A 21,672-nucleotide genomic window follows, 5' to 3' on the forward strand; every position below is an offset into this window, starting at 1 on the left:
AGGCAGGCATTGGTGGCGGCGGGCTCGGAAAGATGAGCCGCAGAAGATGTAAGGAGGAGAGGATGACGAATTTCCATGTCAGCACCGCTGCGGCTCTCGTCGTCGCTTCGACCGTTCTGGCTTTCACCGGCCAGTCTCATGCAACCGCGTTCGCCGCTTGGCAAGTGGCTGGCGTGCCGTTCGGCGACACGCTCAACATTCGCAAATATCCGTCCAACGCATCCCAGAAGCAGGCGGCCTATCCCAACGGGACCATCCTGCAGATGACCGGCAAGTGCACCGGGGGGCTGAACCTTCTCGAGATCGCCGGCAAGCCGGACTGGAGACAGGAACAGGCAATTCGCTACCAATGGTGTCAAGTTTGGCACGACCCGGCGCAAAATGGTGGTTTCGTTACTGGCTGGGTCTACGGAAAATACCTCGTTCCCTATTGAATCCGGTTCTAAGCAGGTGTTCCTTCGGCGGGTTTCGCAAACACCTTGCAACTTCTGATTTTGTACGAATCCAGAAATTCAGCTATTCGAGCCTGCAAAGCATAGGCTAAGCATCGCTATCCATTTTATGAGTCCTTGCTGATTTAGTGATGCATGACCTTACGTCATGCCAGTCCTGGTCCGACCAGAAAATATCGCGAAGTTACAGAGTGCACGAAAGATTGAAGCTGAAGAGCGACTATTCGATGAATATCATTGAATATAGCGCAAGATGCGAATTGACTTACTTGGTCCGCAGGCTCATTAAGATGCCCGGACGCGAATCCATGAAGCTCTTCCCGCGTGAAATTCGCGCCATGCCCGATCTCTCAAAAAGGGCGCAAACAGAAACATCTTTCGTTGGGGCCTGAACACCATGGATATCGTCGAAACACCTTCTAGAAATAGCGATGCGCTGATCGAGTTGACCGCCGATGTGGTGGCCGCCTACGTCAGCAACAATCCCGTGCCAGTCGGCGAACTGCCGAATCTTATCGCCGACGTCCATGCCGCTCTCGGGCGCGTGGGCGGAACGAGCGAACAACCTCCGGCCGACAAGCAGAAGCCTGCGGTAAACCCGAAGCGCTCTGTCCATGACGACTACATTGTCTGCCTTGAAGATGGCAAGAAGTTCAAGTCACTGAAGCGTCATTTGATGACCCACTACGGTCTGACGCCCGATGAATACCGCGAGAAGTGGAATCTGGACGCCAGCTACCCGATGGTTGCCCCCAATTATGCCGCTGCCCGTTCGCAGCTGGCCAAGAAGATGGGCCTCGGTCGCAAGCGCAAGGGCCGGTAACACCGGCTCCAGTTCGACAAGATCAACGGCGCCTTCGAGGCGCCGTTTTTGTTCCCGGGGTCAAGCAGTTTGCTTGAGCGCCATCTCCGCGTCGCGCTTGATGCGCTTGACCATCGAGCGCAGACCGTTGGCGCGCTGCGGCGACAGATGTTCGTCGAGGCCGAGCGACTTCAGCGTCGCCTCGGCGTCGGTTTCCAGGATCTGGCTGGCGGACCGTCCCGAAAACAATGCCAGCATGATGGCGACTAGGCCGCGCACGATATGGGCGTCCGAATCGCCAGTGAAGGTGATGACGGGATCGGCGCCCGGCGCTTGTTCAGTGGTCAGCCAGACCTGGCTGACGCAGCCAGGCACCTTGTTCACGGCATTGCGTTCGGCGTCGGGAAATGGCGGCAGCGCTTCGCCGAGCTCGATCACATAGCGATAGCGGTCTTCCCACTCGTCGAGCAGGGAAAAGTCGTCGCGGATCATCTGGATCGTCGTGGCCATTGCTTGGGATATAGTCATCCGCGGCTGCGGCGTCACGGAAAAAGAAGAAAAACACCGCAGGCGCCGGGAGGTGCGACCGGCCTGCGGTGTCGCTGTAGAGACAGCGGAAACGGTGTTAGTTCTTCGCCACCAGCTTGGCCGGGATGTTGACGGTCGCCGGCAGCACAATGTCCTCGGCGACGCTGCCGGTTGCCAGTGAGGTATCGGGCAACGTCTCGGGCTCGGTGCCCTTGTCGTCCAGCATGGCGGCGGCGATCTTGGCGGTTTCCTTGGCCCGGGCGGTGATCGTATGCATCGCCGACTTGCCGGTCTCGCAGACATCGGGCTTGCGCTCGCAAATGCCGGCGATGTCGCCGACCGCCTCGCGCGCCGCAAACAGTGCCTGGATCGGCCCGACGCTCTCGTGGCCCTCTTTGTCGGAGCCGACGCTCAGTGGCAGCGCCAGCAGCACCAGCGAAAACCAGAACGCCATTCTTATCAGAAAGCCCATCGAATTGCCCTCTCGTCCATGACCGGATCATGCGTCCATGCGCCATGACCTCTTTTATCTCAGCGACAATGACACATGAGGCGCAAAGGACGGCTTGCTTGCTCAGCGAAAATTTTCCTCAAATTTTAGGCAAATTCGAAACGAAGCATTTTGCAATGCATTGGTTTCAAACGCCGCCGGTTCTCTTCACCTTGCACTAACCATCTAAGCGATTGTTATGAATGGATATATCCAGAGGTGCTGGCATGCCGGCTCAGGATTTTGCCGCCGCAGGCACGCCTTTTGCCCATAACGCTCCGTTTACTATGGCCGCAAATGACGGTGCATTCTGGCGCCTGCGCCGCAATTTTTGCCGCAGGGAGGTCGTTGTTCCGGTCAGCCTTATTCATTCCTTAAACGCTCGATGCGAGTTTCAAACAAACAAAAACGACCTGCAAAGCAGGGGCAGTCACGACCGGGTGCGAGTGCGTTGAGTTGAGTTTGATAAAGGCCAGATATCTTGAACTGCCTGGCGCGCTGGCGGCCGGTTGCGAACGCATGGTCCATCCGGCCATCGTTGGCCGGGACGACCGCCTGCGCCAGCGCCGGTTCATCGGCATCATGCTTGCCGCTCCGTTCTTTGCCGCGGGTGCCGCGGTGACACTGGTCACCTCGGGGATGGGCGCCGCCGTCACTGTCGCAACTATCTTCGCCGCCTTCGGTCTTTGCTGGTTCGCGGCCTTGCTGGTGGCGGCGTCGGGCAAGATGGCGCTGGCCGCCCAGGTCGCGCTTGCCGCCGGCGGTCTTGCCCTTGCCGGCGCCATCGCGGCAGCGGGCGGCCTGGCGTCGCCGGTTGCGCTGCTGGCTCTGGCGCTGCCATTCGAAGCCTGGTGGATCGCTGGTTCAAAGCGCGCGGCACTTTGGGGCGGCATTTCCGCCCTTGCCGCGGTGCTGCTGCAGCCCTTTGTCGGCACTGTCGTCCCGCTCGGCGCGGTGCAAGTCGCGGCATGGCACTGGCTTCTGCCGTTGGCCTGGGGGCTGACGCTGGTTCCCCGGCTTGCAGCCCTTGGCGGTGCCGCACTTGCGCAGCCCGCGCTCCTTCCAAGCGACCGCCTCGAGGACATGATCGACGCCGTTGTTCTGCATGTTGCCCGGCATGGCGAGATCCTGGATGCCTCGGCCAAGGCGCGCACCATCCTGAAGCTGCCGCCGGAACTGCTTTTCGGCGCCGGCCTGTTTGACCGCATCCATCTGTCCGATCGCGTTGCTTATCTGAGCGCGCTTGCCGACCTGCGCGATGGCGCCCTGGCGCGGCGGCTCGATCTTCGGGTACGGCTGCCCCAGGACGGCAATGCTCCGATGGCCGACAATTACCGGCCATTCCAGCTCGAACTGGTTCGGGCCGAAGAGCAGCAGGAAACCTTCACCCTGCTGCTGCGCGAGAACGACGAGATCGCCGAACTGCGCGACGAGCTTGCCGCCGCCAATGAGGCGGCAGCGTCGGCCGAGGTGGCGAAAGGCCGCTTCCTGGCCGTGGTCAGCCACGAGCTTCGCACGCCGCTCAACGCCATCATCGGTTTTTCCGATATGCTGCTGCACGAGATGTTCGGCGGCTTCAAGGACCCGCGCCAGAAGGAATATGTCGGCCTGGTCAGGGATTCGGGCCAGCATCTGCTTGCCGTCGTCACCTCGATCCTGGACGTCTCGAGGATCGAGGCCGGCGCCTACGCAACCGAGCCCGAACCGTTCCGCTTCATCGAGGCGGTCGAGATGTGCCGGTCGATGATGCAGTTGCAGGCCAACGCCAAGAATATCGACCTCCAGGCGCAGATTGCGCCCGACGCCGGCGAGATCAATGCCGACCGTCGCGCCGTGCAGCAGATCCTGATCAACCTCGTCTCCAATGCGATCAAGTTTACGCCAGATGGCGGCGATGTTGTCGTTGGCGCCAAGCGGATCGGCACGCGGCTGCATTTCTGGGTCAGGGACACCGGTATCGGTATCGCCGAAGAGGATTTCGCCAATCTCGGCAAGCCGTTCATGCAGATCCAGAACGACTATACGCGCCGCTTTGAGGGCACCGGGCTCGGCCTGTCGCTGGTCAAGGGCCTGGTGGCCTTGCACGACGGCACGATGTCGATCGAGAGCATGCCGGGCGAGGGGACCACGGTCACGATCAGCCTGCCGGTGAACGGGCCGAAGAAGCGCACGACCGACAGGAACGGCGTGCTGCCGATGCCCGCGACCAGGACGAAGGGCGACGCGAAAGGGGACAGGAATGGCTCGCTCCGCAAAACAGCCTAAGGCGGTCAAGCGCCGCAGCGGCGCTTTCGAGGCCGGCGCGATTGCGCTCGGCGGAGCGATCTCGCGCAATCCGGTCCTGGTCGGCGGCTCGACAGCCTTTCTGGTAACGCTGTTCTACGTTTCCGCCAACGCGCTATGGTACCAGCCGTTTCCGCATGCCGGCGCCTTCTTCGCCACTCGCAGCATCGAGGGTTTTCCGCACCCCGGCACGGACGAACCCGAAACCACCATCAACATACTGCGGCCTGGCCCGGCGCCGGCCAAGAGCGACCCGACGGTCGAGCAGGTGCAAGGCATCCTCAAGGACCTCGATTTCTACACCGGCACCGTCGACGGCATTTCCGGGCCGAATACCCACAAGGCCATCCAGGCCTACCAGCAGAAGGTCGGCCTGCCGGCATCCGGCGAGATCGACGCCGTCCTGCTCGACCAGCTCGGCGCCAAGCAGACGACGGCCGGTATTCCCCATCCGGTGCCACGGCCCGTGGATATGGCCGCTGCTCCCGCTGCCGCGCCTACGGCTGCCCCCGCGCCAATTCCGGTCTCAGCACCGGAATCCGCCCAGGCGCCCGATCCCCGCATCGTCAAGATCCAGGCCGGGTTGAAGGCATTCGGCAATGACGACATGCAGCTCGACGGCGTCGTCGGCGCCCGCACCAAGGCCGCGATCAAGGAATTCCAGTCGCTGTTCGGCCTGCCGCAGACCGGCGAGCCGGACGAGGTCGTCTACGTCAAGATGCGCGAAATCGGCCTGACCAACTGAGCGGGCCGGACGACCGCTCGCCGATGGGCAAAAATCCGGCTAAGACCCTGCGCATGTCGTCCGGAACCCTGCCATGCGCGTAACCACCGATCTTTGGGTGTCGGCCCTGTTGCGCCGTGTGTTCGGCGCCGGCGGCTTTGCGGCCGTCGTCAAGCGCGGCGCGACCGAGGCCGGCGCTGTCTTCGTGCTGTCGCGCGGCCGGCTGGGCGAGGTCTCCCTGTTCGGCCCGGCGCCGCAGACCAGCTACGATTCGGCCAAACCGGATGACCGGTTTTTTACGCTGCTCGGCGCAGGCGACGATGCCACCGTGCTGGATACCAGGCTGGAGCGGGAGAAAAAATTCGATCCCGATATCTGGGTGGTCGAGATCGAGGCCGGCTCGGTTCCCGTCGAGGAACTTCTCTCCGTCAAGATGCCTTGAGGCTTGCCTTGTCGCCATCCGGCACCTGGTCGGCGTTTGCGGCTACTGGTGCGTTGCCGCGCACCGCTCGAGACACTGTTTCGGCCTTCCAACCGCGGAGCTTTTCGAGAGCCGCCTCGTGGTGCAGCAGGCGGTAGCGGTCGAGGAAGATCCGGATCGCCTGCGGGTGCGGGAACTCCCGGGGGTAGACCGCGACCGTGATCAGGAACGCCCTGTCCTCGCTGAGGTCGAGCGCCCGCAAGGCGGCAAGCAGCGAGAGGTAGCTCGACTGTTCGGTCAGCGCGCGCGCCGTCGAAAAGTCGATGTCGAGCGCGTCGGCAAGCGCGGTCTGGAAGAAAGCGGCGTTGCCGGTCAGCGCCGTCTCGCGCAGCTTGCCGTAGGTTGCTGAGCCGACGAAGGGATTGACCGATGTCGCCTCGCCCTCGGCGAGCATCATCGTGCGCAGCCGGCGCCTGGCGCTTTCGGCAGCGCTGCCGGGCAGTTTGGGTGGGGTGGGAGCGGTGGGAGCGGATTCGGCACTGTCGCCCGCCACTTGGGCGATCGGCTCGGGCTGCCGCACCCGCACCAGGGTTGGTTTCTCCAGCGCCTTGATCAGCTGCGCGATGGTCGGGTTCAAATCCTTGCGGCGGGCAATGGCGCGCGCGTGCGGCAGGCCGTGACGGCCGATCAGCGCAATCAGGTCGATATCGCTCAGGGTGCGGGAACGGACAATCAAGGGCGCGCAGACATCGACCGGCTCCTCGCAAAGCCGCCGCACCAGGGCAGCCGGCGCATATTCGCATTCGGAAAGGGCAGCGGCGACATAGCGGCGTGATTCGACCGACACAGTCTCGAAAAGCGGCAGCGTCAGATCCTCGAGCTGGGCGATCTCACGGCGTGACGGGCGGGTCAGCGAGCAGAACGCCGACACGGCGGCGCGAAACAGCCTTTCGGCTTTTCCCGATTCCGTCCGTATAGCGATTTGCCTGAAATCCGAAACTGACACGGAAGATACGCCCGACACTCGACACGACCCGGACCATGCTCAACCGCAACTGTGTCGGTTTCGCGTAAGGCCTGGAACAAACATCAAATTAGCGGCGATCCGTTAGCGCTCCGTTAACCCTCTGCCTGCCTTAATCACATTTGGAGGCGTTGCGTTGTGCTCCGGGGCAACCGAGAGGAATACGCGAACCATGGGCATGGTACTGTCTTTCGTGCCGCGACGGGCACCAGTCAATCGAGCAGTTCAGGACACCGGCACGCCGGCGGCGGTGATCATTTTCCCAGGCGTCCGCTACGAGCATCCGCCGGTGGCGGGCGGGGCGCGGCCGGCCGGTTCGGACAAGCCAGGCACACCAAACATGCCTGTTCCGCACCACTGAGCCTCCTCCTGATCAGGGCTGAAAATCAGTAGTCCTGCAGCTCGCAGGAACTCTGGTCCAGAAACTGCGAGACAACCGGCTTCCAGCTGTCGTCGGGCACGAAGGCACGGATGACGAAGATGCCTTCCTCGATCGGCGCTTCGACGAAGATCGCCCCTTGCAGGTCTTCCGGAAGCTCCCGGCGCACGTCGATCATCTGCGCCGGCGTCAGCACCACGGTGTCGAGCTTGCTGTCGGTCGCGGTGTGGTCGTTGAAGGAATAGAAATTGTGGCCGTTGCGGTCATAGACCGACACCGACCAGAACGGCACGCTGCCCGGCGCCTTGATCCGCACCATGCCTTCGGCAAGGTCGAAACGGCAGGCGGCGGCGTAAAACAGCGGATCGACCGACTTGACCACCGGCGCGCCGCCGGCCTCTGCGTCGAGCCTGGTTATCTTGTAGAGGTCGGATGCCGTAGCCAGCCGCGACCAGGCATCGCGCTCGGTAAACTCCGGCACCAGCAAGAGCACGACGATGTGGACGATGCCGGCACCGAGCAAGCCGAGCAGGATGGCGTGCAGCAGCCTACGCATTGCAGCCCGCCTTGACGATATGGGGCAGCGTCACGTCGGAAAGGCCGGTGCTTGAGGCGATCGGCGTGTCGTAGAAGGTGAGCACGAAATACATCCGGCCAAAGCCTTCGGTCAGAAGCCAGTTGCCGGGCGCCGGGCGATTGCCGACGGCAATGATCACCGAATTGTCGGGCTGGCGCAGCACCTGGTAGGATTGCAGTGCCGCCAGGCGCGGCTTGCCGGTGTCGACCACGCTGAGCGACTGGTCGGCGGCATAAAGCGTCCAGAACCGGGCGGTGGGGAAACTGCCTTCGATCCTGTAGTCGCATTGCCGCTGAAGCTCATCGCCGGCCGCATCGCGTTCGGCGATGAAGGACAAGCCTTCCGCCTTGCCGAGCGCCAGTACGCCCTCGCGCGCCACGCGCGCCTTCGAATAGGGGTCGGCATCTTGCGTGCCGATCTCGGGGAAGGCGGTCCATTGGCCGATGCTGATCGCGCCGACCCCGCTCTGCGCCTGCAGCGCATACCAGACACTGCCGCCGCCGCCGCCGATGGCAATGGCAAGCGAAAGCAGCGTGAAAAAGGCGGTCTTGAGCATGAAGAACCGGGACGAAGGAAGGAGTTGTTGGTCGGGATATCGCGGGCGAGGGGTTTGTGGCAAGCCAGTAGCGAAATTGCAGATAGGCAGCAGGTGGGCGGCGCTCCCCCTTCTCCCCCTTGTGGGAGAAGGTGGCCTCGCGAAGCGAGGTCGGATGAGGGGTGCTCCAGCTTGGCGGCGACGGCTCTCCGTCACCCACCCCTCAACCGTCTCGGCGCTGCGCGCCGATCCACCTTCTCCCACAAGGGGAGAAGGAAAAGCCGCGTTGGTCAGAGCGCCGACAGGGTCTCCGGCGCCGATGGTGCGACCAGCACGGGCGCGGCCTGGAACACCTTGGTCATTTCGCGCAGTGTCTGCGTCGTGCGGCTGGACAGCACGGGCGGGCGCTCGGCGGCGGCATCCGGTGCCGCCTGATCGGCATTTTTCTTCTCCGCCTCCTCGGCCTTGGCGGCGATTTCTTCATCGACAAAGGGCTTGTCGAGGCCGGGGATCGGCTTCAGGTCGATGTTCTGGTGCGCGTAGACCATAAGCCGCTGCCACACCATCGCCGGCAGCGTGCCGCCGGTCATGTTGCGGGTCGGGGTGAAGTCGTCATTGCCGAGCCAGACAGCGGCCGTGTAGTTGCCGGTGAAGCCGACGAACCAGGCGTCGCGGTAGGATTGCGTCGTTCCGGTCTTGCCGGCAACGACGATGTTGGGCAGCTGCGCGCGCCGCGCCGTGCCGATCGCCGGCACGGCCGCCAGCATGGTGTTCATGTATTTCAACGCCTGTTCCGACAGCACCCGATGCGGCGCAGGCGCATCCTTGGCCCAGTCGTAGACGACATCGCCGGTGCGGGTGACGAGCTGGGTGATACCGTGCCGCGAGCCGGCGAAGCCGTCCTGCGCGAATACGCTGTAGCCCGTCGCCTGGTCCATCACCGTCATGCCCGATGTACCGAGCACCATGGTCTTGTGCGATTCCAGCGGCGATTCCACGCCGAATGATTCCGCCATCGCCTTGATCGGACCGATGCCGAGATAGTCCTTGGCCAGCCGCACCGGCACGGTGTTGATCGACTTGGCGATCGCCGTGATCAGCGTCACATTGCCGGCCGAGCCGCCATTGTAATTGTGCGGCGACCAGCCGCCCCAACTGATCGGCCCGCCCGAGACGACGGAGTCCGGGGTGAAGCCATGCTCCATTGCTGTGGCGTAGACGTAAGGTTTGAATGATGAACCGGTCTGGCGCAGCGCCTTGGTGGCCCGGTTGAATTGACTGGCGCCATAGTCGCGGCCGCCGACAATGGCGCGCACAGCGCCATTGGTCTCGATCACCACAACGGCGCCCTCGGTGACGTTGTATTCCTTGCCGAACTGGCGGAGGTGGAATTCGACGGATTCCTCCGCCGCCTTCTGGATGTTGGCGTCGAATGTGGTGTGGGCGACCAGCGAATGCTGGCCGGGCTTGGCGATCTTCTTGACCTCGTCGAAGGCCCAGTCGAGGAAATAATCCGGGCTCTTCTGCTCGCCGCGGTCGACGATCTCGGCTGGGTGCAGCCGTGCCTGCAACACCTGGCCTTCTGTCATGAAGCCGGAATCGACGAGGTTGGACAGCACCACATTGGCGCGGGCGCGGGCAGCCGGCAGGTTGATGTGCGGGGCGTATTTGGTCGGCGCCTTGAACAGGCCGGCCAGCATCGCCGCCTCGGCGAGGTTCAGATCCTTGACGCTCTTGCCAAAATAGAAATCCGCCGCCGCCTCGATGCCGAACGTGCCGCCACCCATATAGGCGCGGTCGAGATAGAGCTGCAGGATCTCCTTCTTCGACAGATTGGCCTCCAGCCACAGCGAAAGGAAAGCTTCCTTGATCTTGCGCTGCAAGGTCCGCTCATTCGACAGGAACAGGTTCTTGGCCAGCTGCTGGGTGATGCTGGAGCCACCCTGGACGACGGAATTGGCCCGCACATTCTCGAAGATGGCGCGCGACAGGCCGAGCACGTCGATGCCGTAATGCTCGAAGAAACGCCGGTCCTCGGTCGCCAGCACCGCCTTGATGACATGGTCCGGCATCTCGTCGACCGGCACCGAATCGCGCTGGATGATGCCGCGCTGGCCGATCTCGTTGCCGTAGCGGTCGAGGAAGGTGACGGCGAAATCGCCCTGGCTGCGCCAGTCGCCCGTGGTGATCTGGAAGGCCGGCATGGCCAGCGCCAGGAGCACCACAAAGCCGCCGGCGCCCATGGTGAAACTTTCGCTTAGCACCTCGATGATGCCGCGCCGCCAGCCGGTGACGCGGAAGCGCCGCGAAAAAATGGTCGCCGATTCCCAGAACTGGCCGGCCTTGAAGCGGATTTCGTAGAGTGAGGAATCGATCCAGGCATCCACCGCCAGCAGTGCGGCGGCGATCGGGCCTCTTCTCCTTGGACGTCGTTCTAAAGAACTGGCCATTCCCGAAACTCACCCCACCCAGGACCTGAGAACCGCAAGCGGGCAATTTCAGGGCAGGGGTACCCGGCGAAGACTATTCGTCCATTTCAGCCCCGCTCACAAGGGCAGCCAGGCCACACCGCACGGTTTGTTGAGCATGGGCATGCCGCCTGTATCAGCGCGCGGCGATGAAATGTATGAAACGCGCCACATCCGCGTCGCTCGGCTCCCTGCGGCTACGTAGCGGGATTGGCTTTCGTCCTCTCTTCGTCCGCCAAAAGTCGCCACCGCTTGGCAAGGTCACGCCTCCGGCCCGGATAGCGCTCTTCGAGGAGTTCTGCGTGCTCGATCCGATCCATCCGGAAGGTGCGAAAATCCTGGCGCAACTCGCACCACCCGGCGACGAAACGTTTGTCTTCGATAAAACCGAGCATAATCGGCCAGATGACCCGTTGCGTCACGGCACCTGCTGGGTCGCGATAGGCCAGTTGAAGCTTGAATTGCTCACGCATGGCTTGGCGCAGCAATTGGAGATCAACTGACGATGATGAAGGCTTCGCGCGGCCGACATGGAAGGCATTGTCAGTTAGTAGATACCGTAATTCCCCCGGAAGCACCGCCCCCACTTTGGCAATCAGGTTCTGGGCGGCAAGTGCCAACCCGTCATCGGTCTGACGGCTGACCCACTGTGCGCCAAGAGTGAGCGCTTGCAGCTCTTCCTGCGAAAACATAAGGGGTGGCAACAGAAACCCGGGCTTCAGCACATAACCGAAACCTGGCTCTCCCTCGATATCGGCCCCCATCGCCTGCAAGGTCTGGATGTCGCGGTAGATGGTTCGCAATGAGACACCGGCTTCGCGTGCGAGTTCCGTGCCCGGTACAGGACCGCTGTGCCGGCGCAGCATCTGCATACGGTCGAAAAGCCGGTTGCTCTTGGACATCGGACCATTCTACCAGCCAGTGCCAAAAAGTGGCAGTGGCCTGTCACCCCATAGCAACAAGGCCTTTCCCGTTGAGTTTGCGGCCCTTTTCAAGAGTGATGATCAATGGGATCGCGTCCTTGAGCGATACAACGTCGGCGACCGGCAGCTTGAGCGCTCCTTCCTCGGCAGCGCGAGCCAGGCCGTCCAATATGTCCGCCCTGGCGGTGCAGACGATCGGCTTGAGGTGCCGGTTGAAAACCGCCCGGATGAACTTTGCGGGCGTCGGGTTGATGTCGAGAAAGACACCGTGCTTGCGCAGCAAACCAAGCCCTGTCGCGACCGCCATCGTGCCGGCCGTATCGTAGACGACGTCGAAATGGTCGCTAATCTTTGAGAGATCGATAGTGCGATAATCGAACACACGGTGCACTCCCATCTCCTTGGCGCGCTGCATCGCTTGCGCACTGCAACTGCCGGAGACGATGGCTCCCATCATTCGTGCGATCTGGACGGCGGATTCGCCAACCGCACCGGTGCAGCCGTTGATGAAGACCTTGGCGTCGGCCTTGAGGCTTGCCTTGTCGATGATGCCGTTCCAGGCAGTGACGCCTGGAGTTCCAAGACATGCCGCCTCCTCGAAGGAAACGGATGCCGGCTTCTTGGCGAGAAAGGTTTCCGAGGCAACTATGGCTTCGCCAATCGCGCCACCGTCTTTGATTTGGGCAAGCCCGAACACCGCGTCACCCACATCGAAGCGGGTGACATGCGGACCAACGGAAATCACGGTACCGGAAAAGTCGCTGCCCAAGGCGCGAGGGAATTTCTTTCCCGTTACCATCTTGAGCGCACCATTACGCACCTTCCAGTCGATTGGGTTGATGGCGGCGAAGTTGACCTTGACAGCCACCTCCCCCTTGCCAGGCGTGCGAAGCGCGAAGTCTTCGAGCTTCATCAATTCCGGGCCACCATATTGGTGATATTGAATTCGTTTCATGGCAGGTCGTTTCTGTTGAAGATTGGTTCGGCAACAAGCCGCACGTGGCGGCCGGTTGCCGCCGACGCAATCAATTGATGAGGCTTTCGCTGATGGCTTAGTGCGGCTGAACCGTCTGTAAGTAGGCGACGAACGGCGTGCCGTCGTAGATAACCGTCGTCGACGCAATCTTGCCGTCGCTGAGGGTGATATGCTCGGCGACAATCGCGTTGGGAACCGGATAGGTTTCAGAATTGTAGACCACGACGGCATGCTCATCGTCGCCGAAAATTGCGACCGGCGTAAGCTTCTTGATCATCTTGGCGAAGCCTTCTTGGAAGCCGCGGAATGCAAGCGCTCCCTGGAGCTCTCCCACGGGCGACGTGCAGACCACGTCGTCAGCACACAGCGATATGATGGTGTCGACATCCTTTGCGGCCATGGCGTCGAAGTAGGCTTTGGCGACTGTCACGGCCTTGCCGTTTGTTCTGTTCATCGTTCTGTCCTTTGGTGGAGTTCATGATGCGCAGGGTATAGAACAAGGCAGTGACAGATTTTGTCAGCATGATGCGCGCAGATTGCGCCCGACGTCACCTAGCCGCCATGAAGTGCATGAAATGCGCTACATCCGCATCGCTCGGCTCCTGGCCGGTGAAGGCGCGCAGATAGGCGGCGAGAGGGCTGACCCGCGCCTCGACCGGCTCCTTGTGGTCGAGCAAGTAATAGCCGATCTGCATGCAGTAGAGCACGCGCGCCCGGATGAAGGCGTCTTCCTCGTCATAGCCGTGGCGGCGATACATCTCGCGGATGGCGCCAAGACGGTCGTTGGCACAAGGGTCGGCGCGTCGGCTTCGTCACCTCCGGTGGCTATGGTTACACGATTGGCAAAAGCGTCGCGCTGGCGTTGGTCGACGACGATTTCGCCGGGGAGGGAACCGACCTTTCGGTGCACATTGTCGGCGTCGAGCGGCCTGCACGTGTCATCGCGGCTTCACCCTACGACCCTGACGGCAAGGCAATGAGGCAATGAGGAGTGGTGGCCATGGTCGATGATGTCATAAGGGAGACCAGGCGCGAGCGCCGGCGCGGACACACCGGTGAGGCCGGCAGCGGGTCGAGCCGCCACCCGAATTATCGTTCGCTCAAAAACCCGTTCCTGCCGCAGCCGGTGTTTTCGGACGATCGCGTCGTCGCCATCCACGACACGGCACTGCGCGTACTGGAAGAGCTCGGCATCAAGGTGCTGCTGCCCGAGGCGCGCGCGATTTACGCGAAAGCCGGTGCGCTGGTCGATGAGGACAGCCAGATGGTGCGCATCGGTCGAGACATCGTCGCGGCCGCACTGGCCTCGGCGCCAAAGTCGATCCCGGCGCTGGCCGGCGATCGCAGCCGAGACCTCACGCTCGAACTCGGCTCCATGACCTTCCTCGCCGGCGCTGGCGCACCTAACGTCACCGATCTCGAACGCGGCCGCCGGCCGGGCACGCTCAGCGCGTTCGAGGAATTGACCAAGCTCATCCAGCATTTCGACGTACTGCATATGCTTTGCCCCTGCATCGAGCCGCAGGATGTCGACAACCGTTTACGCCACTATGCCGTCAACCGCGCGCAGTTGACGCTGTCCGACAAGTTCCCCTTTGTCTTCGCTCGTGGAACGCCGCAGGTCGAGGATGGGTTTGAGATGATCCGGCTGGCGCGCGGGCTGTCAGAGGATGAATTTCGCGCTGGCGCCCATTGCTACACCATCATCAACACCAATTCACCGCGCCAGCTCGACATTCCGATGGCGCAAGGCATCATCGACTTCGCCCGCGCCGGGCAGGTCCTAGTCATCACGCCGTTCTGCCTCGCCGGGGCCATGGCGCCGATCACGGTCGCCGGCGCGCTGACGCTGCAGCATGCCGAGGCGCTCGCCGGTCTGGCACTGGCGCAGATCGTGCGCCCGGGTGCACCCGTGCTTTACGGTTCCTTCTCCTCCAATGTCGACATGAAGTCGGGCGCGCCGGCATTCGGCACGCCCGAACACGTCAAGGCGACACTTGGGGCCGGCCAACTGGCGCGCTTCATCGGCCTTCCCTGGCGTTCGGGTGCCGGCAGTGCCGCCAACATTTCCGATGCGCAGGCAGCTCATGAGTCGCAGTTCGCCCTTTGGGGTTCGGTGCTTGCCGGCGCCACCGTCTGCATCCACGCGGCGGGCTGGCTAGAGGGTGGCCTGAGTGTCTCTTTCGAGAAGCTGATCACCGACATCGAGGCAGTGCAGTCGATTGCCGAGCTTTGCGCGGCAACTCCTGGCGACGACGACGCGATCGGTTTCGAGGCCATCGCCGAAGTCCAGCCGGGTGGGCATTTCTTCTCGGCCGGCCACACCATGGCGCGCTACCGCACCGCCTTCTACGAGCCGCTGGTCGGCGACTGGTCGAATTTCGGCAACTGGACGCAGTCCGGTTCGAAGTCGGCCACCGAACGCGCCACCGGCATCTGGAAGCGGGTGCTGGCCGACTTCCAGCCACCGGCTTCGGCGGCTGCGACATCAGGTATTCTCGATGAATTCATAGAGCGGCGCACCGAACAGGGCGGGGCAGCACCGGTCTCGTGAAAGGAACGCAACGGCAATGATAATCTGCTGGGCCGCCGGATATTGACCGGGCGGTCCTGTTTTTCACGCTATATGCACGCGGCCCGGCTCACGGGCCGATCGCTCTCAGCGATCAGTGGAGCCCGCCGCCCACGCGCCGGGCCCCTCCTTTGTCGTCACCGATCACGCATGCGCGTGCGGGTGATGAACGTCCCAGACTGCCCAGGCCGATGCGAGAACCACCAGCACGCCAAGAACCACATGGGTTCCCATTGCGTTTGCGTTCGCCATAAAACCAAGCAGCCAGGGCGAGACGATTAGCCAGAGCCCGAGAACAAGATTCACCCACTCTTCCCACTCGGCGAATACGGAAAGCGTCGCGAAAGCCAGCGCACCGAGCACAACGCCAACAATCCAGGCGTTGTAAGCGGCAGTGGTTTCAGCGGCGAAGCCGACTACCCAGGGTGAGACGAACAGGCAAACGGCAAGGATCAGATTAATCAAATCCTGGCCACGTTTTCCTTCCATGAGTTTATTGGCCATGACAACCTCCATAGAGAAGCTTGACCAAAGCACTACGTTTCGCGTGCACCGCACGCTTAGTTGTTGATATAATTACGCTTCAAATGACCTTCAAGGACCTGCCCCAGGGCGGCCGATGGCTGCGAAGTCATGGCGTAGCTACCGAACAGGGTCGGAGCGGCCTCTAGAGGGTCAACGCAGGATGGCAACCGCCCGGCGCGAATAGGTGGTGTCGTCGAGTTGGCCGAGCATGAATGCCGCCACATCGGCACGCGTCAATGTCGGCAGCAGGGATGCTGCCCGAATATCATTGCCGTGGCGGAATTCACCGGTTGCCGCACCGTTTGTGAGCTTGGGCGGCCGCACGATGGTCCAGTCGAGGCTGGATTGGACGATAAGCTTTTCCTTCGCCTCGTGATCGGCCACCTTCATTATGCAGCACAAGCGGCACTAGGACACCGCCGAGCAGCGGCCCCAATTGCCGCCGGCTGTCGCAGACGCCAAGGAACGAAAGATAGATGAGCCGGGCAGGGCCGGTCCGCTGCATGGCATCGACGATGAAGCCGATACCGGCAACCACAGCCGGGTCGTGTTTCAGCGGCACGCTGACCCCGAGACAGCTGAAAACTGCCTCATGCCCGCTGACGGCGTGCGTCACCGCCTGGTGATCGGCGACATCTCCGACGATCACCCTCAGGTTTTCATGGCTGACGGCAAGCTTGCTCGGGGTGCGAGCGAAGGCGGTAACCGCATGGCCTTTTGCCAGCGCTGCCGAGACGAGGACGCGCCCAGTGGCACCTGAGGCGCCAAAGATGAGCAGTTTCATCATCCGCTCCCCTGGAACTGATCAGCCTGCCGCGCCCCTGAGGGAACGCAGCGCGCGTCTCACATGGGCCGCTTGTCGCCGGTCTTCGGTGGTTCGCGGCGTATCGTGCCGGCATCGGTCTGCCCGTGCTTGTCGGCGGCAAGCCGGCGAATGCGATCGAAGCGGCTTTCCTCAGCCGGCTTGGTCGCAGGCACAGCATTTGGCTTCGGAGCGAAATTGATCATCTGTCGATCTCCCTGTCGTTGCTGAGTGCTGACTGACGGAAATCCTTGGGCGCGCCGGGGAAATGCCCCCGGCGGCCGCTGTCGCCCGCCCGGCTTTCCCGGGCGGGCCTTTCAAGCGGGTGGTCAGTAGCCGCCCATGCCGCCGCCGCCGCCACCACCTGCCGGTGCCGCATCCTTCGGCGGAACGTCGGTGATCATCGCTTCGGCGGTGATCAGAAGCGCTGCGATCGAGCCGGCATCCTGCAGTGCGGTGCGCACCACTTTCGCCGGATCGACGATGCCCGCCTTGATCATGTCGACATAGACCTCGTTCTGGGCATCAAAGCCCTGATTGTGATCCTTGCTCTCGGACAGCTTGCCGACGACGATCGAGCCTTCGACGCCGGAATTCTCGGCGATCTGGCGGATCGGCGCCTCGAGTGCCCTGAGCACGATCGAAATGCCCGCCGTCACATCGTCATTGGCTCCGGTGAGGCCGGTAAGCGCCGATCTGGCACGCAGAAGTGCGACGCCGCCACCGGGGACGATGCCTTCTTCCACTGCCGCGCGCGTGGCGTTCAGTGCGTCGTCGATGCGGTCCTTCTTTTCCTTCACTTCCGACTCAGTGACGCCACCGACGCGGATGACGGCAACGCCGCCGGCGAGCTTGGCCAGCCGCTCCTGCAGCTTCTCCTTGTCATAGTCGGACGTCGTCTCTTCGATCTGCCCCTTGATCTGGGCGATGCGCGCCTGGATGGTCGCCTTGGTGCCGGCGCCGTCGATGATCGTGGTGGTGTCCTTCTCGATCAGCACCCGCTTGGCGCGGCCGAGCATCTCGATGGTGACGTTTTCGAGCTTGATGCCGAGATCCTCGGAAATCATCTGGCCCGATGTCAGCACCGCGATGTCTTCCAGCATCGCCTTGCGGCGGTCGCCGAAGCCCGGTGCCTTGACGGCCGCGACCTTGAGGCCGCCGCGCAGTTTGTTGACGACCAACGTCGCCAGCGCTTCGCCCTCGACGTCTTCCGAAATGATCAGCAGCGGCCGGCCGCTCTGCACCACCGCCTCGAGGATCGGCAGCATCGCCTGCAGATTGCCGAGCTTCTTCTCGTGGATGAGGACGTAAGGCTCTTCCAATTCGACGCGCATCTTGTCGGCATTGGTGACGAAATAGGGCGAGAGATAGCCGCGGTCGAACTGCATGCCTTCGACGACGTCGAGTTCGGTGTCGGCGGTCTTGGCTTCCTCGACGGTGATGACGCCGTCATTGCCGACCTTGTCCATAGCCTTGGCGATCATGGCGCCGACAGTGGCGTCGCCATTGGCGGCGATGGTGCCGACCTGGGCGATCTCGGCCGACGACTTGACCTTCTTGGCCTTCGCCTTGATGTCCTTGACCACGGCGGCGACAGCCTGGTCGATGCCGCGCTTGAGATCCATCGGGTTCATGCCGGCGGCAACGAGCTTGGCGCCTTCGCGCAGGATCGAGGCGGCCAGCACCGTGGCGGTGGTGGTGCCGTCACCGGCGAGGTCGTTGGTCTTCGAAGCCACTTCGCGCACCATCTGCGCGCCCATGTTCTCGAACTTGTCGGCAAGCTCGATTTCCTTGGCGACGGTGACGCCGTCCTTGGTGATGCGCGGCGCGCCATAGGCCTTGTCGATGATGACGTTGCGGCCCTTGGGGCCAAGCGTGACCTTCACCGCATTGTTGAGGATCTCGACGCCGCGCAGCATGCGGTCGCGCGCGTCGGTGGAGAATTTGATTTCCTTGGCAGACATTTTTTTCATCCAGTTCGCATTTGGAGTGGACCGTCACCGCGCAGATGCGCGGCGCTTCAGTCAGGCGGCCTTCTTGGCTTCGACGGCCTTTTCGATAACGCCCATGATGTCGGCTTCCTTCATGATCAGAAGGTCCTCGCCATCGATCTTGACCTCGGTGCCCGACCATTTGCCGAACAGGATCAAGTCGCCTGCCTTGACATCGAGCGGAACAAGCGCGCCGTTTTCGTCGCGTGCGCCGGGCCCGACGGCGATGACTTCGCCTTCCTGCGGCTTTTCCTTGGCATTGTCGGGGATGATGATGCCGCCCTTGGATTTGGTATCGCCTTCGGCGCGCCGGATGACGACGCGGTCGTGGAGTGGCCGAAACTTCATGAGAACTTCTTTCTGGGGCCTGCACAGGCGGCCACACCGCTCTTATAGGCGCGTTGGCACTCGATAGATAGGAGTGCCAAAAATTATTCGCGGGCAACTCAGAATATTAAAAGTATTATGTGGCCTGAGGATTTCCAGATATCGCGCTCCGTCTAAATAATTCAAAAAATTGAATTTCTGCGCCAAAGCGACTATTTATATGGAAAGTTTCATTTCAGCGGTTTCAGGCACAAGGGAGATTTAAGCGATGGCCGACGGCAATCAGAGTATCATGGAAAAAGCTGAGGCCCGCTTCATGGACAAGCAGAAGAAAACGGCCGAGCGCAACAAGGCAACCTCCGATTACGTATCCGAGGCAAGAGCCAGGGAGATCAAGACCGCAAGGCTCAGGGGATTGCGCCTGGCCAAGGAAGAGGCCGACCGCGTTGAGGAAGCCCTGAACCCGACACCGAAGAAGAAGCGGGCGACAGTCAAGAAAGCTGCCGCCGCACCGAAGGGAGCCAAGTCATGAGCCTGACATTCCCCAATCCAAGCCGCAGCTATGACGAGGCCGGCAAGCGCATCCGCTTTGTCGGCCATGACGGCATGTTCCAGATTTCCTTCTCTGTCGCCGCCGATGCAATCTCGAAGGCGCCATCTGGGACGGCGACCTCGGAAGCCACCTATCTGGCAGCCTTCGATACGGCGTCCAGGTCCATCCATGACATTGCCAGCAAGGCGTATGCGCGCACCCGCAAGAGCATATATGTGCTCACCGCCGCGGATTTCAGTTAGCTCCCGGCCGTGATCGGCCTGGATCAGGATTTGCGGTCGGCTTTTGCCCGCCGCTTGACGTCCCGGCTGTTCAGGCGGTCGGCCAACGCTTCCGCATCGCGCACATTCATGCCGATCATGACCTGATGCTTGAGCTCGACAGGCTGGCCGGTGAAGATGTCGAAGATAGTCCAGCTCTCCGGCTGGTCCATGCGCAAGGCGTAGCGGTTTGCCATGCGGCGTCAGGCCCGTGACATGAAAAACGCCGCCGCCAGGATCAGGATCGTCCAGACCAGCACCGACAGCTTCAAGATCAGGCCGCCATGCGCGGAAAGGACCTTCCGCATGCGCAAAGCTGCGCTATTCATGCTCTTGGACAGCGTGGATGCCGCCGCAATCACGACCGGCGGCTTGACGCCGAGCTTTCCAAAAGCCGGCAGCAGCGATGGCGTTCGCATGAAATGACCTCGAATTGTCGGAGAAAACAGGCCTCCTCATAACACCCTTCTTGAAACTCCCTGCATGCCAAATAGAAACCGGTCGGTGAAACGGCGCGGCCGCCCGATTCGCAACTTGCGTGGGGCCGGTTGTCATCTGGCGAAATCGGCGCAACGCAGTTAGGTTGCGCGCGAAACTGATAGCGGCATGAGGTTTGTTCAGGGGCATGATGCCGAAAAGTGTGAAGCGGTTTTCGGATGTCATCATGCTCTTAGGCGTGACAGGCGGACGGAGACGAGGATGACGGCGCCCGGCGATTTGCTGCAAGCCTTGTTCATGAGATTGAAGAGCGACGCCTCGCTGACGGCGCTGCTCGGCGGCGCCGGATTGCGCGAGCAGGCGGCCGACAGTGCCGCCTTCCCCTATGTCACCTATGGCCGGACCAGCGCTTTCGATCTCGACACCGGCGCCGACAACGATGACGACCAGCTGATCACGCTGCATGTCTGGTCGAAGGCGCAAGGCGATGCCGAGACGCGTCTGATCATGGACAGCATCCGGGCGCGCCTCGACGGCGCTGCATTCGCCACCGGCTCGCGCGAACAGACACGCCTGTCGCTGGAGTTCGCCGAGGCGCGCTATGACGAGGATCTAGCGCTCCATCACGGGCTGCTGCGGATTCGCGCCATCACGCAGCAAAATTGATAGAGGCAGCCTAAATCTGCGCCTGGATCTCGGCCTTGTCGATGACCGACCACACCTTGCGGATACGACCCTCTCCGAATTCGTAGAAAACATTCTCGGCGAACGACACGCGCTTGCCATTCACCGGCAGGCCGAACAGCATTCCCTTTGGATGACAGTCGAAATGCAGGCGCGCCGCCACTCGCGGTGGTTGGCAGACCAGCAGTTCGATGTTGAAACCGAGATCGGGAATGGCCTCGAAATCGCCTTCGAGCATGCGGCGATAGCCTGACAGGCCCAGCATTTCGCCATTGTGCTGAACTTCATTGCCGACGAACTTTCCGAGATTGGCCCAGTCCTGGGCATTCAGGCAGGCGATGTAGCCCCGGTAGAGGTCGGCAAGATCATTATCCGTCATGGCCCACTCCGATGGTTTGGCGTTTCCTACGCTAATTAGGGCGCCCTTGAGGATGGTCGCGCCTTGACCTCTTCCCAATCCATCTACGACTTGAGAACCTGCTCGCAAAAACCATAGCCGAGCTGCCGGTTTTCCGGCTATGAATCCCATTCCCGGTCTGAGGGGACTGGGCGGCATGATCGCATTCATTCGTTTCGCGCGCAGGGGATATTGCGGGGATGGATTTTCAACCGTTCACCGTTCATTTCACGTTCAGCACAGTTGCGTTACAACGCCGACCATGAAAACGCTTCGCTCCCATTTCAGAACCGCGACACTGGCGCTTGGCATCGCCGGCGTGTTGGCGTCGCAGGCGACGCCGGCAGCTGCGGCCGACTGCTACGCGATCGGCCAGCAGGTTGCCGAGCAGAATGGCGGCACACTGGCCAAGGCCTCGCGGTCGACGCGTGGCGGCCAGGAGGTCTGCGTCATCGTCGTGCTCGTTCCTGGCAAGAACGGTCAGCGCCCCCGCCGGTCCGAGATCGTCGTCCCGGCGAACTGACCCCATTGTTTCCCAGGC

29 protein-coding genes and 1 pseudogene are annotated in these 21,672 nt (G+C 62.1%); 11 read left to right on the forward strand and 19 right to left on the reverse strand.

Annotation, left to right across the window (positions count from 1 at the left end):
- Positions 1 to 62: 62 nt before the first annotated feature.
- Together AC04SG_RS20890 and AC04SG_RS20895 are read left to right on the forward strand one after the other, a co-directional pair.
- Positions 63 to 434 carry an SH3 domain-containing protein gene (locus AC04SG_RS20890; protein ID WP_488552603.1) on the forward strand — a complete coding sequence of 124 codons (372 nt, stop codon included), beginning with the start codon at positions 63 to 65 and terminating at the stop codon, positions 432 to 434.
- A gap of 415 nt (positions 435 to 849) precedes the next feature.
- Positions 850 to 1,275, forward strand: coding sequence for a Ros/MucR family transcriptional regulator (locus AC04SG_RS20895; RefSeq protein WP_181058877.1), 426 nt, complete (start codon positions 850 to 852; stop codon positions 1,273 to 1,275).
- Between the two features lie 60 nt (positions 1,276 to 1,335).
- Here AC04SG_RS20895 and AC04SG_RS20900 read toward each other — a convergent pair whose 3' ends face one another.
- Positions 1,336 to 1,764, reverse strand: a complete 429-nt coding sequence (locus AC04SG_RS20900) for a SufE family protein (RefSeq protein ID WP_192256860.1) — start codon at positions 1,762 to 1,764, stop codon at positions 1,336 to 1,338.
- A 115-nt stretch (positions 1,765 to 1,879) separates the two neighbouring features.
- Positions 1,880 to 2,254: a DUF5330 domain-containing protein gene (locus AC04SG_RS20905; protein ID WP_488552604.1), complete on the reverse strand. Its 375-nt coding sequence runs from the start codon at positions 2,252 to 2,254 to the stop codon at positions 1,880 to 1,882.
- Positions 2,255 to 2,791: 537 nt separating this feature from the next.
- On the opposite strand from AC04SG_RS20905, the gene AC04SG_RS20910 reads away from it, so the two are divergent.
- From AC04SG_RS20910 to AC04SG_RS20920, 3 genes are all read left to right on the forward strand, one after another.
- Positions 2,792 to 4,537, forward strand: coding sequence for a PAS domain-containing sensor histidine kinase (locus AC04SG_RS20910; protein WP_488552641.1), 1,746 nt, complete (start codon positions 2,792 to 2,794; stop codon positions 4,535 to 4,537).
- Positions 4,512 to 5,300 carry a peptidoglycan-binding domain-containing protein gene (locus AC04SG_RS20915; protein ID WP_488552605.1) on the forward strand — a complete coding sequence of 263 codons (789 nt, stop codon included), beginning with the start codon at positions 4,512 to 4,514 and terminating at the stop codon, positions 5,298 to 5,300. The genes AC04SG_RS20910 and AC04SG_RS20915 overlap by 26 nt, the downstream gene beginning before the upstream one ends.
- 73 nt (positions 5,301 to 5,373) lie before the next feature.
- Positions 5,374 to 5,721, forward strand: a complete 348-nt coding sequence (locus tag AC04SG_RS20920) for a DUF1491 family protein (protein ID WP_488552606.1) — start codon at positions 5,374 to 5,376, stop codon at positions 5,719 to 5,721.
- Here AC04SG_RS20920 and AC04SG_RS20925 read toward each other — a convergent pair.
- From AC04SG_RS20925 to AC04SG_RS20960, 8 genes are all read right to left on the reverse strand, one after another.
- Positions 5,708 to 6,706 (reverse strand): hypothetical protein, encoded by a 999-nt coding sequence (locus tag AC04SG_RS20925; RefSeq protein ID WP_488552607.1) that lies wholly within the window; start codon positions 6,704 to 6,706, stop codon positions 5,708 to 5,710. The genes AC04SG_RS20920 and AC04SG_RS20925 overlap by 14 nt on opposite strands.
- 404 nt (positions 6,707 to 7,110) lie before the next feature.
- The gene (locus AC04SG_RS20930) at positions 7,111 to 7,659 is read right to left on the reverse strand and encodes a DUF1254 domain-containing protein (protein ID WP_488552608.1); all 549 of its coding nucleotides are present in this window, start codon (positions 7,657 to 7,659) and stop codon (positions 7,111 to 7,113) included.
- Positions 7,652 to 8,236: a DUF1214 domain-containing protein gene (locus tag AC04SG_RS20935; RefSeq protein ID WP_488552609.1), complete on the reverse strand. Its 585-nt coding sequence runs from the start codon at positions 8,234 to 8,236 to the stop codon at positions 7,652 to 7,654. The genes AC04SG_RS20930 and AC04SG_RS20935 overlap by 8 nt, the downstream gene beginning before the upstream one ends.
- Positions 8,237 to 8,505: 269 nt before the next feature.
- Entirely contained in the window at positions 8,506 to 10,665 is a 2,160-nt protein-coding gene (locus AC04SG_RS20940; protein ID WP_488552610.1) for a transglycosylase domain-containing protein, read from the reverse strand.
- Positions 10,666 to 10,880: 215 nt separating this feature from the next.
- Positions 10,881 to 11,585, reverse strand: coding sequence for a helix-turn-helix transcriptional regulator (locus tag AC04SG_RS20945; RefSeq protein WP_488552611.1), 705 nt, complete (start codon positions 11,583 to 11,585; stop codon positions 10,881 to 10,883).
- A 43-nt stretch (positions 11,586 to 11,628) separates the two neighbouring features.
- The gene (locus AC04SG_RS20950) at positions 11,629 to 12,561 is read right to left on the reverse strand and encodes an NAD(P)-dependent alcohol dehydrogenase (RefSeq protein ID WP_488552642.1); all 933 of its coding nucleotides are present in this window, start codon (positions 12,559 to 12,561) and stop codon (positions 11,629 to 11,631) included.
- A gap of 97 nt (positions 12,562 to 12,658) precedes the next feature.
- On the reverse strand, positions 12,659 to 13,036 hold the full coding sequence (locus AC04SG_RS20955; RefSeq protein WP_488552612.1) for a nuclear transport factor 2 family protein: 378 nt from the start codon (positions 13,034 to 13,036) through the stop codon (positions 12,659 to 12,661).
- 94 nt (positions 13,037 to 13,130) lie between these two features.
- A complete protein-coding gene (locus AC04SG_RS20960; protein WP_488552613.1) occupies positions 13,131 to 13,340 on the reverse strand; it encodes a hypothetical protein in 210 nt (69 codons plus the stop codon).
- 26 nt (positions 13,341 to 13,366) lie between these two features.
- On the opposite strand from AC04SG_RS20960, the pseudogene AC04SG_RS20965 reads away from it, so the two are divergent.
- Positions 13,367 to 13,570: pseudogene (locus tag AC04SG_RS20965) on the forward strand (glycine cleavage T C-terminal barrel domain-containing protein); the annotation flags it as partial.
- 12 nt (positions 13,571 to 13,582) lie between these two features.
- Positions 13,583 to 15,136 (forward strand): trimethylamine methyltransferase family protein, encoded by a 1,554-nt coding sequence (locus tag AC04SG_RS20970; protein ID WP_488552614.1) that lies wholly within the window; start codon positions 13,583 to 13,585, stop codon positions 15,134 to 15,136.
- Between the two features lie 162 nt (positions 15,137 to 15,298).
- Here AC04SG_RS20970 and AC04SG_RS20975 read toward each other — a convergent pair whose 3' ends face one another.
- The 6 genes from AC04SG_RS20975 to AC04SG_RS21000 all read right to left on the reverse strand — a co-directional run bounded on the left by AC04SG_RS20975 (position 15,299) and on the right by AC04SG_RS21000 (position 18,820).
- Complete coding sequence (locus AC04SG_RS20975; RefSeq protein ID WP_488552615.1) at positions 15,299 to 15,658, reverse strand: SPW repeat protein; 360 nt, start codon at positions 15,656 to 15,658, stop codon at positions 15,299 to 15,301.
- A gap of 171 nt (positions 15,659 to 15,829) precedes the next feature.
- Entirely contained in the window at positions 15,830 to 16,069 is a 240-nt protein-coding gene (locus AC04SG_RS20980) for an NAD(P)H-binding protein (RefSeq protein ID WP_488552616.1), read from the reverse strand.
- Positions 15,963 to 16,463, reverse strand: coding sequence for an NAD(P)-dependent oxidoreductase (locus AC04SG_RS20985; protein ID WP_488552617.1), 501 nt, complete (start codon positions 16,461 to 16,463; stop codon positions 15,963 to 15,965). Before AC04SG_RS20985 ends, AC04SG_RS20980 begins: the two co-directional genes overlap by 107 nt.
- A gap of 59 nt (positions 16,464 to 16,522) precedes the next feature.
- The gene (locus AC04SG_RS20990; protein WP_488552618.1) at positions 16,523 to 16,687 is read right to left on the reverse strand and encodes a hypothetical protein; all 165 of its coding nucleotides are present in this window, start codon (positions 16,685 to 16,687) and stop codon (positions 16,523 to 16,525) included.
- A gap of 123 nt (positions 16,688 to 16,810) precedes the next feature.
- Positions 16,811 to 18,445: a chaperonin GroEL gene (gene groL, locus AC04SG_RS20995; RefSeq protein WP_488552619.1), complete on the reverse strand. Its 1,635-nt coding sequence runs from the start codon at positions 18,443 to 18,445 to the stop codon at positions 16,811 to 16,813.
- Between the two features lie 60 nt (positions 18,446 to 18,505).
- Entirely contained in the window at positions 18,506 to 18,820 is a 315-nt protein-coding gene (locus AC04SG_RS21000; RefSeq protein WP_112564160.1) for a co-chaperone GroES, read from the reverse strand.
- 247 nt (positions 18,821 to 19,067) lie between these two features.
- Between AC04SG_RS21000 and AC04SG_RS21005 the strand changes: the two genes are divergently transcribed.
- Positions 19,068 to 19,331, forward strand: a complete 264-nt coding sequence (locus AC04SG_RS21005) for a hypothetical protein (protein WP_112564162.1) — start codon at positions 19,068 to 19,070, stop codon at positions 19,329 to 19,331.
- Positions 19,328 to 19,594, forward strand: coding sequence for a DUF1488 family protein (locus AC04SG_RS21010; protein WP_112564165.1), 267 nt, complete (start codon positions 19,328 to 19,330; stop codon positions 19,592 to 19,594). Before AC04SG_RS21005 ends, AC04SG_RS21010 begins: the two co-directional genes overlap by 4 nt.
- Positions 19,595 to 19,617: 23 nt before the next feature.
- Here the strand turns inward: AC04SG_RS21010 and AC04SG_RS21015 are convergent, their stop codons facing one another.
- Positions 19,618 to 19,809 (reverse strand): hypothetical protein, encoded by a 192-nt coding sequence (locus tag AC04SG_RS21015; RefSeq protein WP_488552620.1) that lies wholly within the window; start codon positions 19,807 to 19,809, stop codon positions 19,618 to 19,620.
- Between the two features lie 6 nt (positions 19,810 to 19,815).
- A complete protein-coding gene (locus AC04SG_RS21020) occupies positions 19,816 to 20,031 on the reverse strand; it encodes a hypothetical protein (RefSeq protein ID WP_488552621.1) in 216 nt (71 codons plus the stop codon).
- Positions 20,032 to 20,311: 280 nt separating this feature from the next.
- On the opposite strand from AC04SG_RS21020, the gene AC04SG_RS21025 reads away from it, so the two are divergent.
- Complete coding sequence (locus AC04SG_RS21025; RefSeq protein ID WP_488552622.1) at positions 20,312 to 20,716, forward strand: DUF3168 domain-containing protein; 405 nt, start codon at positions 20,312 to 20,314, stop codon at positions 20,714 to 20,716.
- Positions 20,717 to 20,726: 10 nt separating this feature from the next.
- Here AC04SG_RS21025 and AC04SG_RS21030 read toward each other — a convergent pair whose 3' ends face one another.
- Positions 20,727 to 21,113, reverse strand: a complete 387-nt coding sequence (locus tag AC04SG_RS21030) for an ester cyclase (RefSeq protein WP_488552623.1) — start codon at positions 21,111 to 21,113, stop codon at positions 20,727 to 20,729.
- A 280-nt stretch (positions 21,114 to 21,393) separates the two neighbouring features.
- Between AC04SG_RS21030 and AC04SG_RS21035 the strand changes: the two genes are divergently transcribed.
- Positions 21,394 to 21,654, forward strand: coding sequence for a hypothetical protein (locus AC04SG_RS21035; RefSeq protein ID WP_488552624.1), 261 nt, complete (start codon positions 21,394 to 21,396; stop codon positions 21,652 to 21,654).
- Positions 21,655 to 21,672 lie beyond the last annotated feature (18 nt).

Source organism: Mesorhizobium sp. CNPSo 4684, assembly GCF_057784315.1.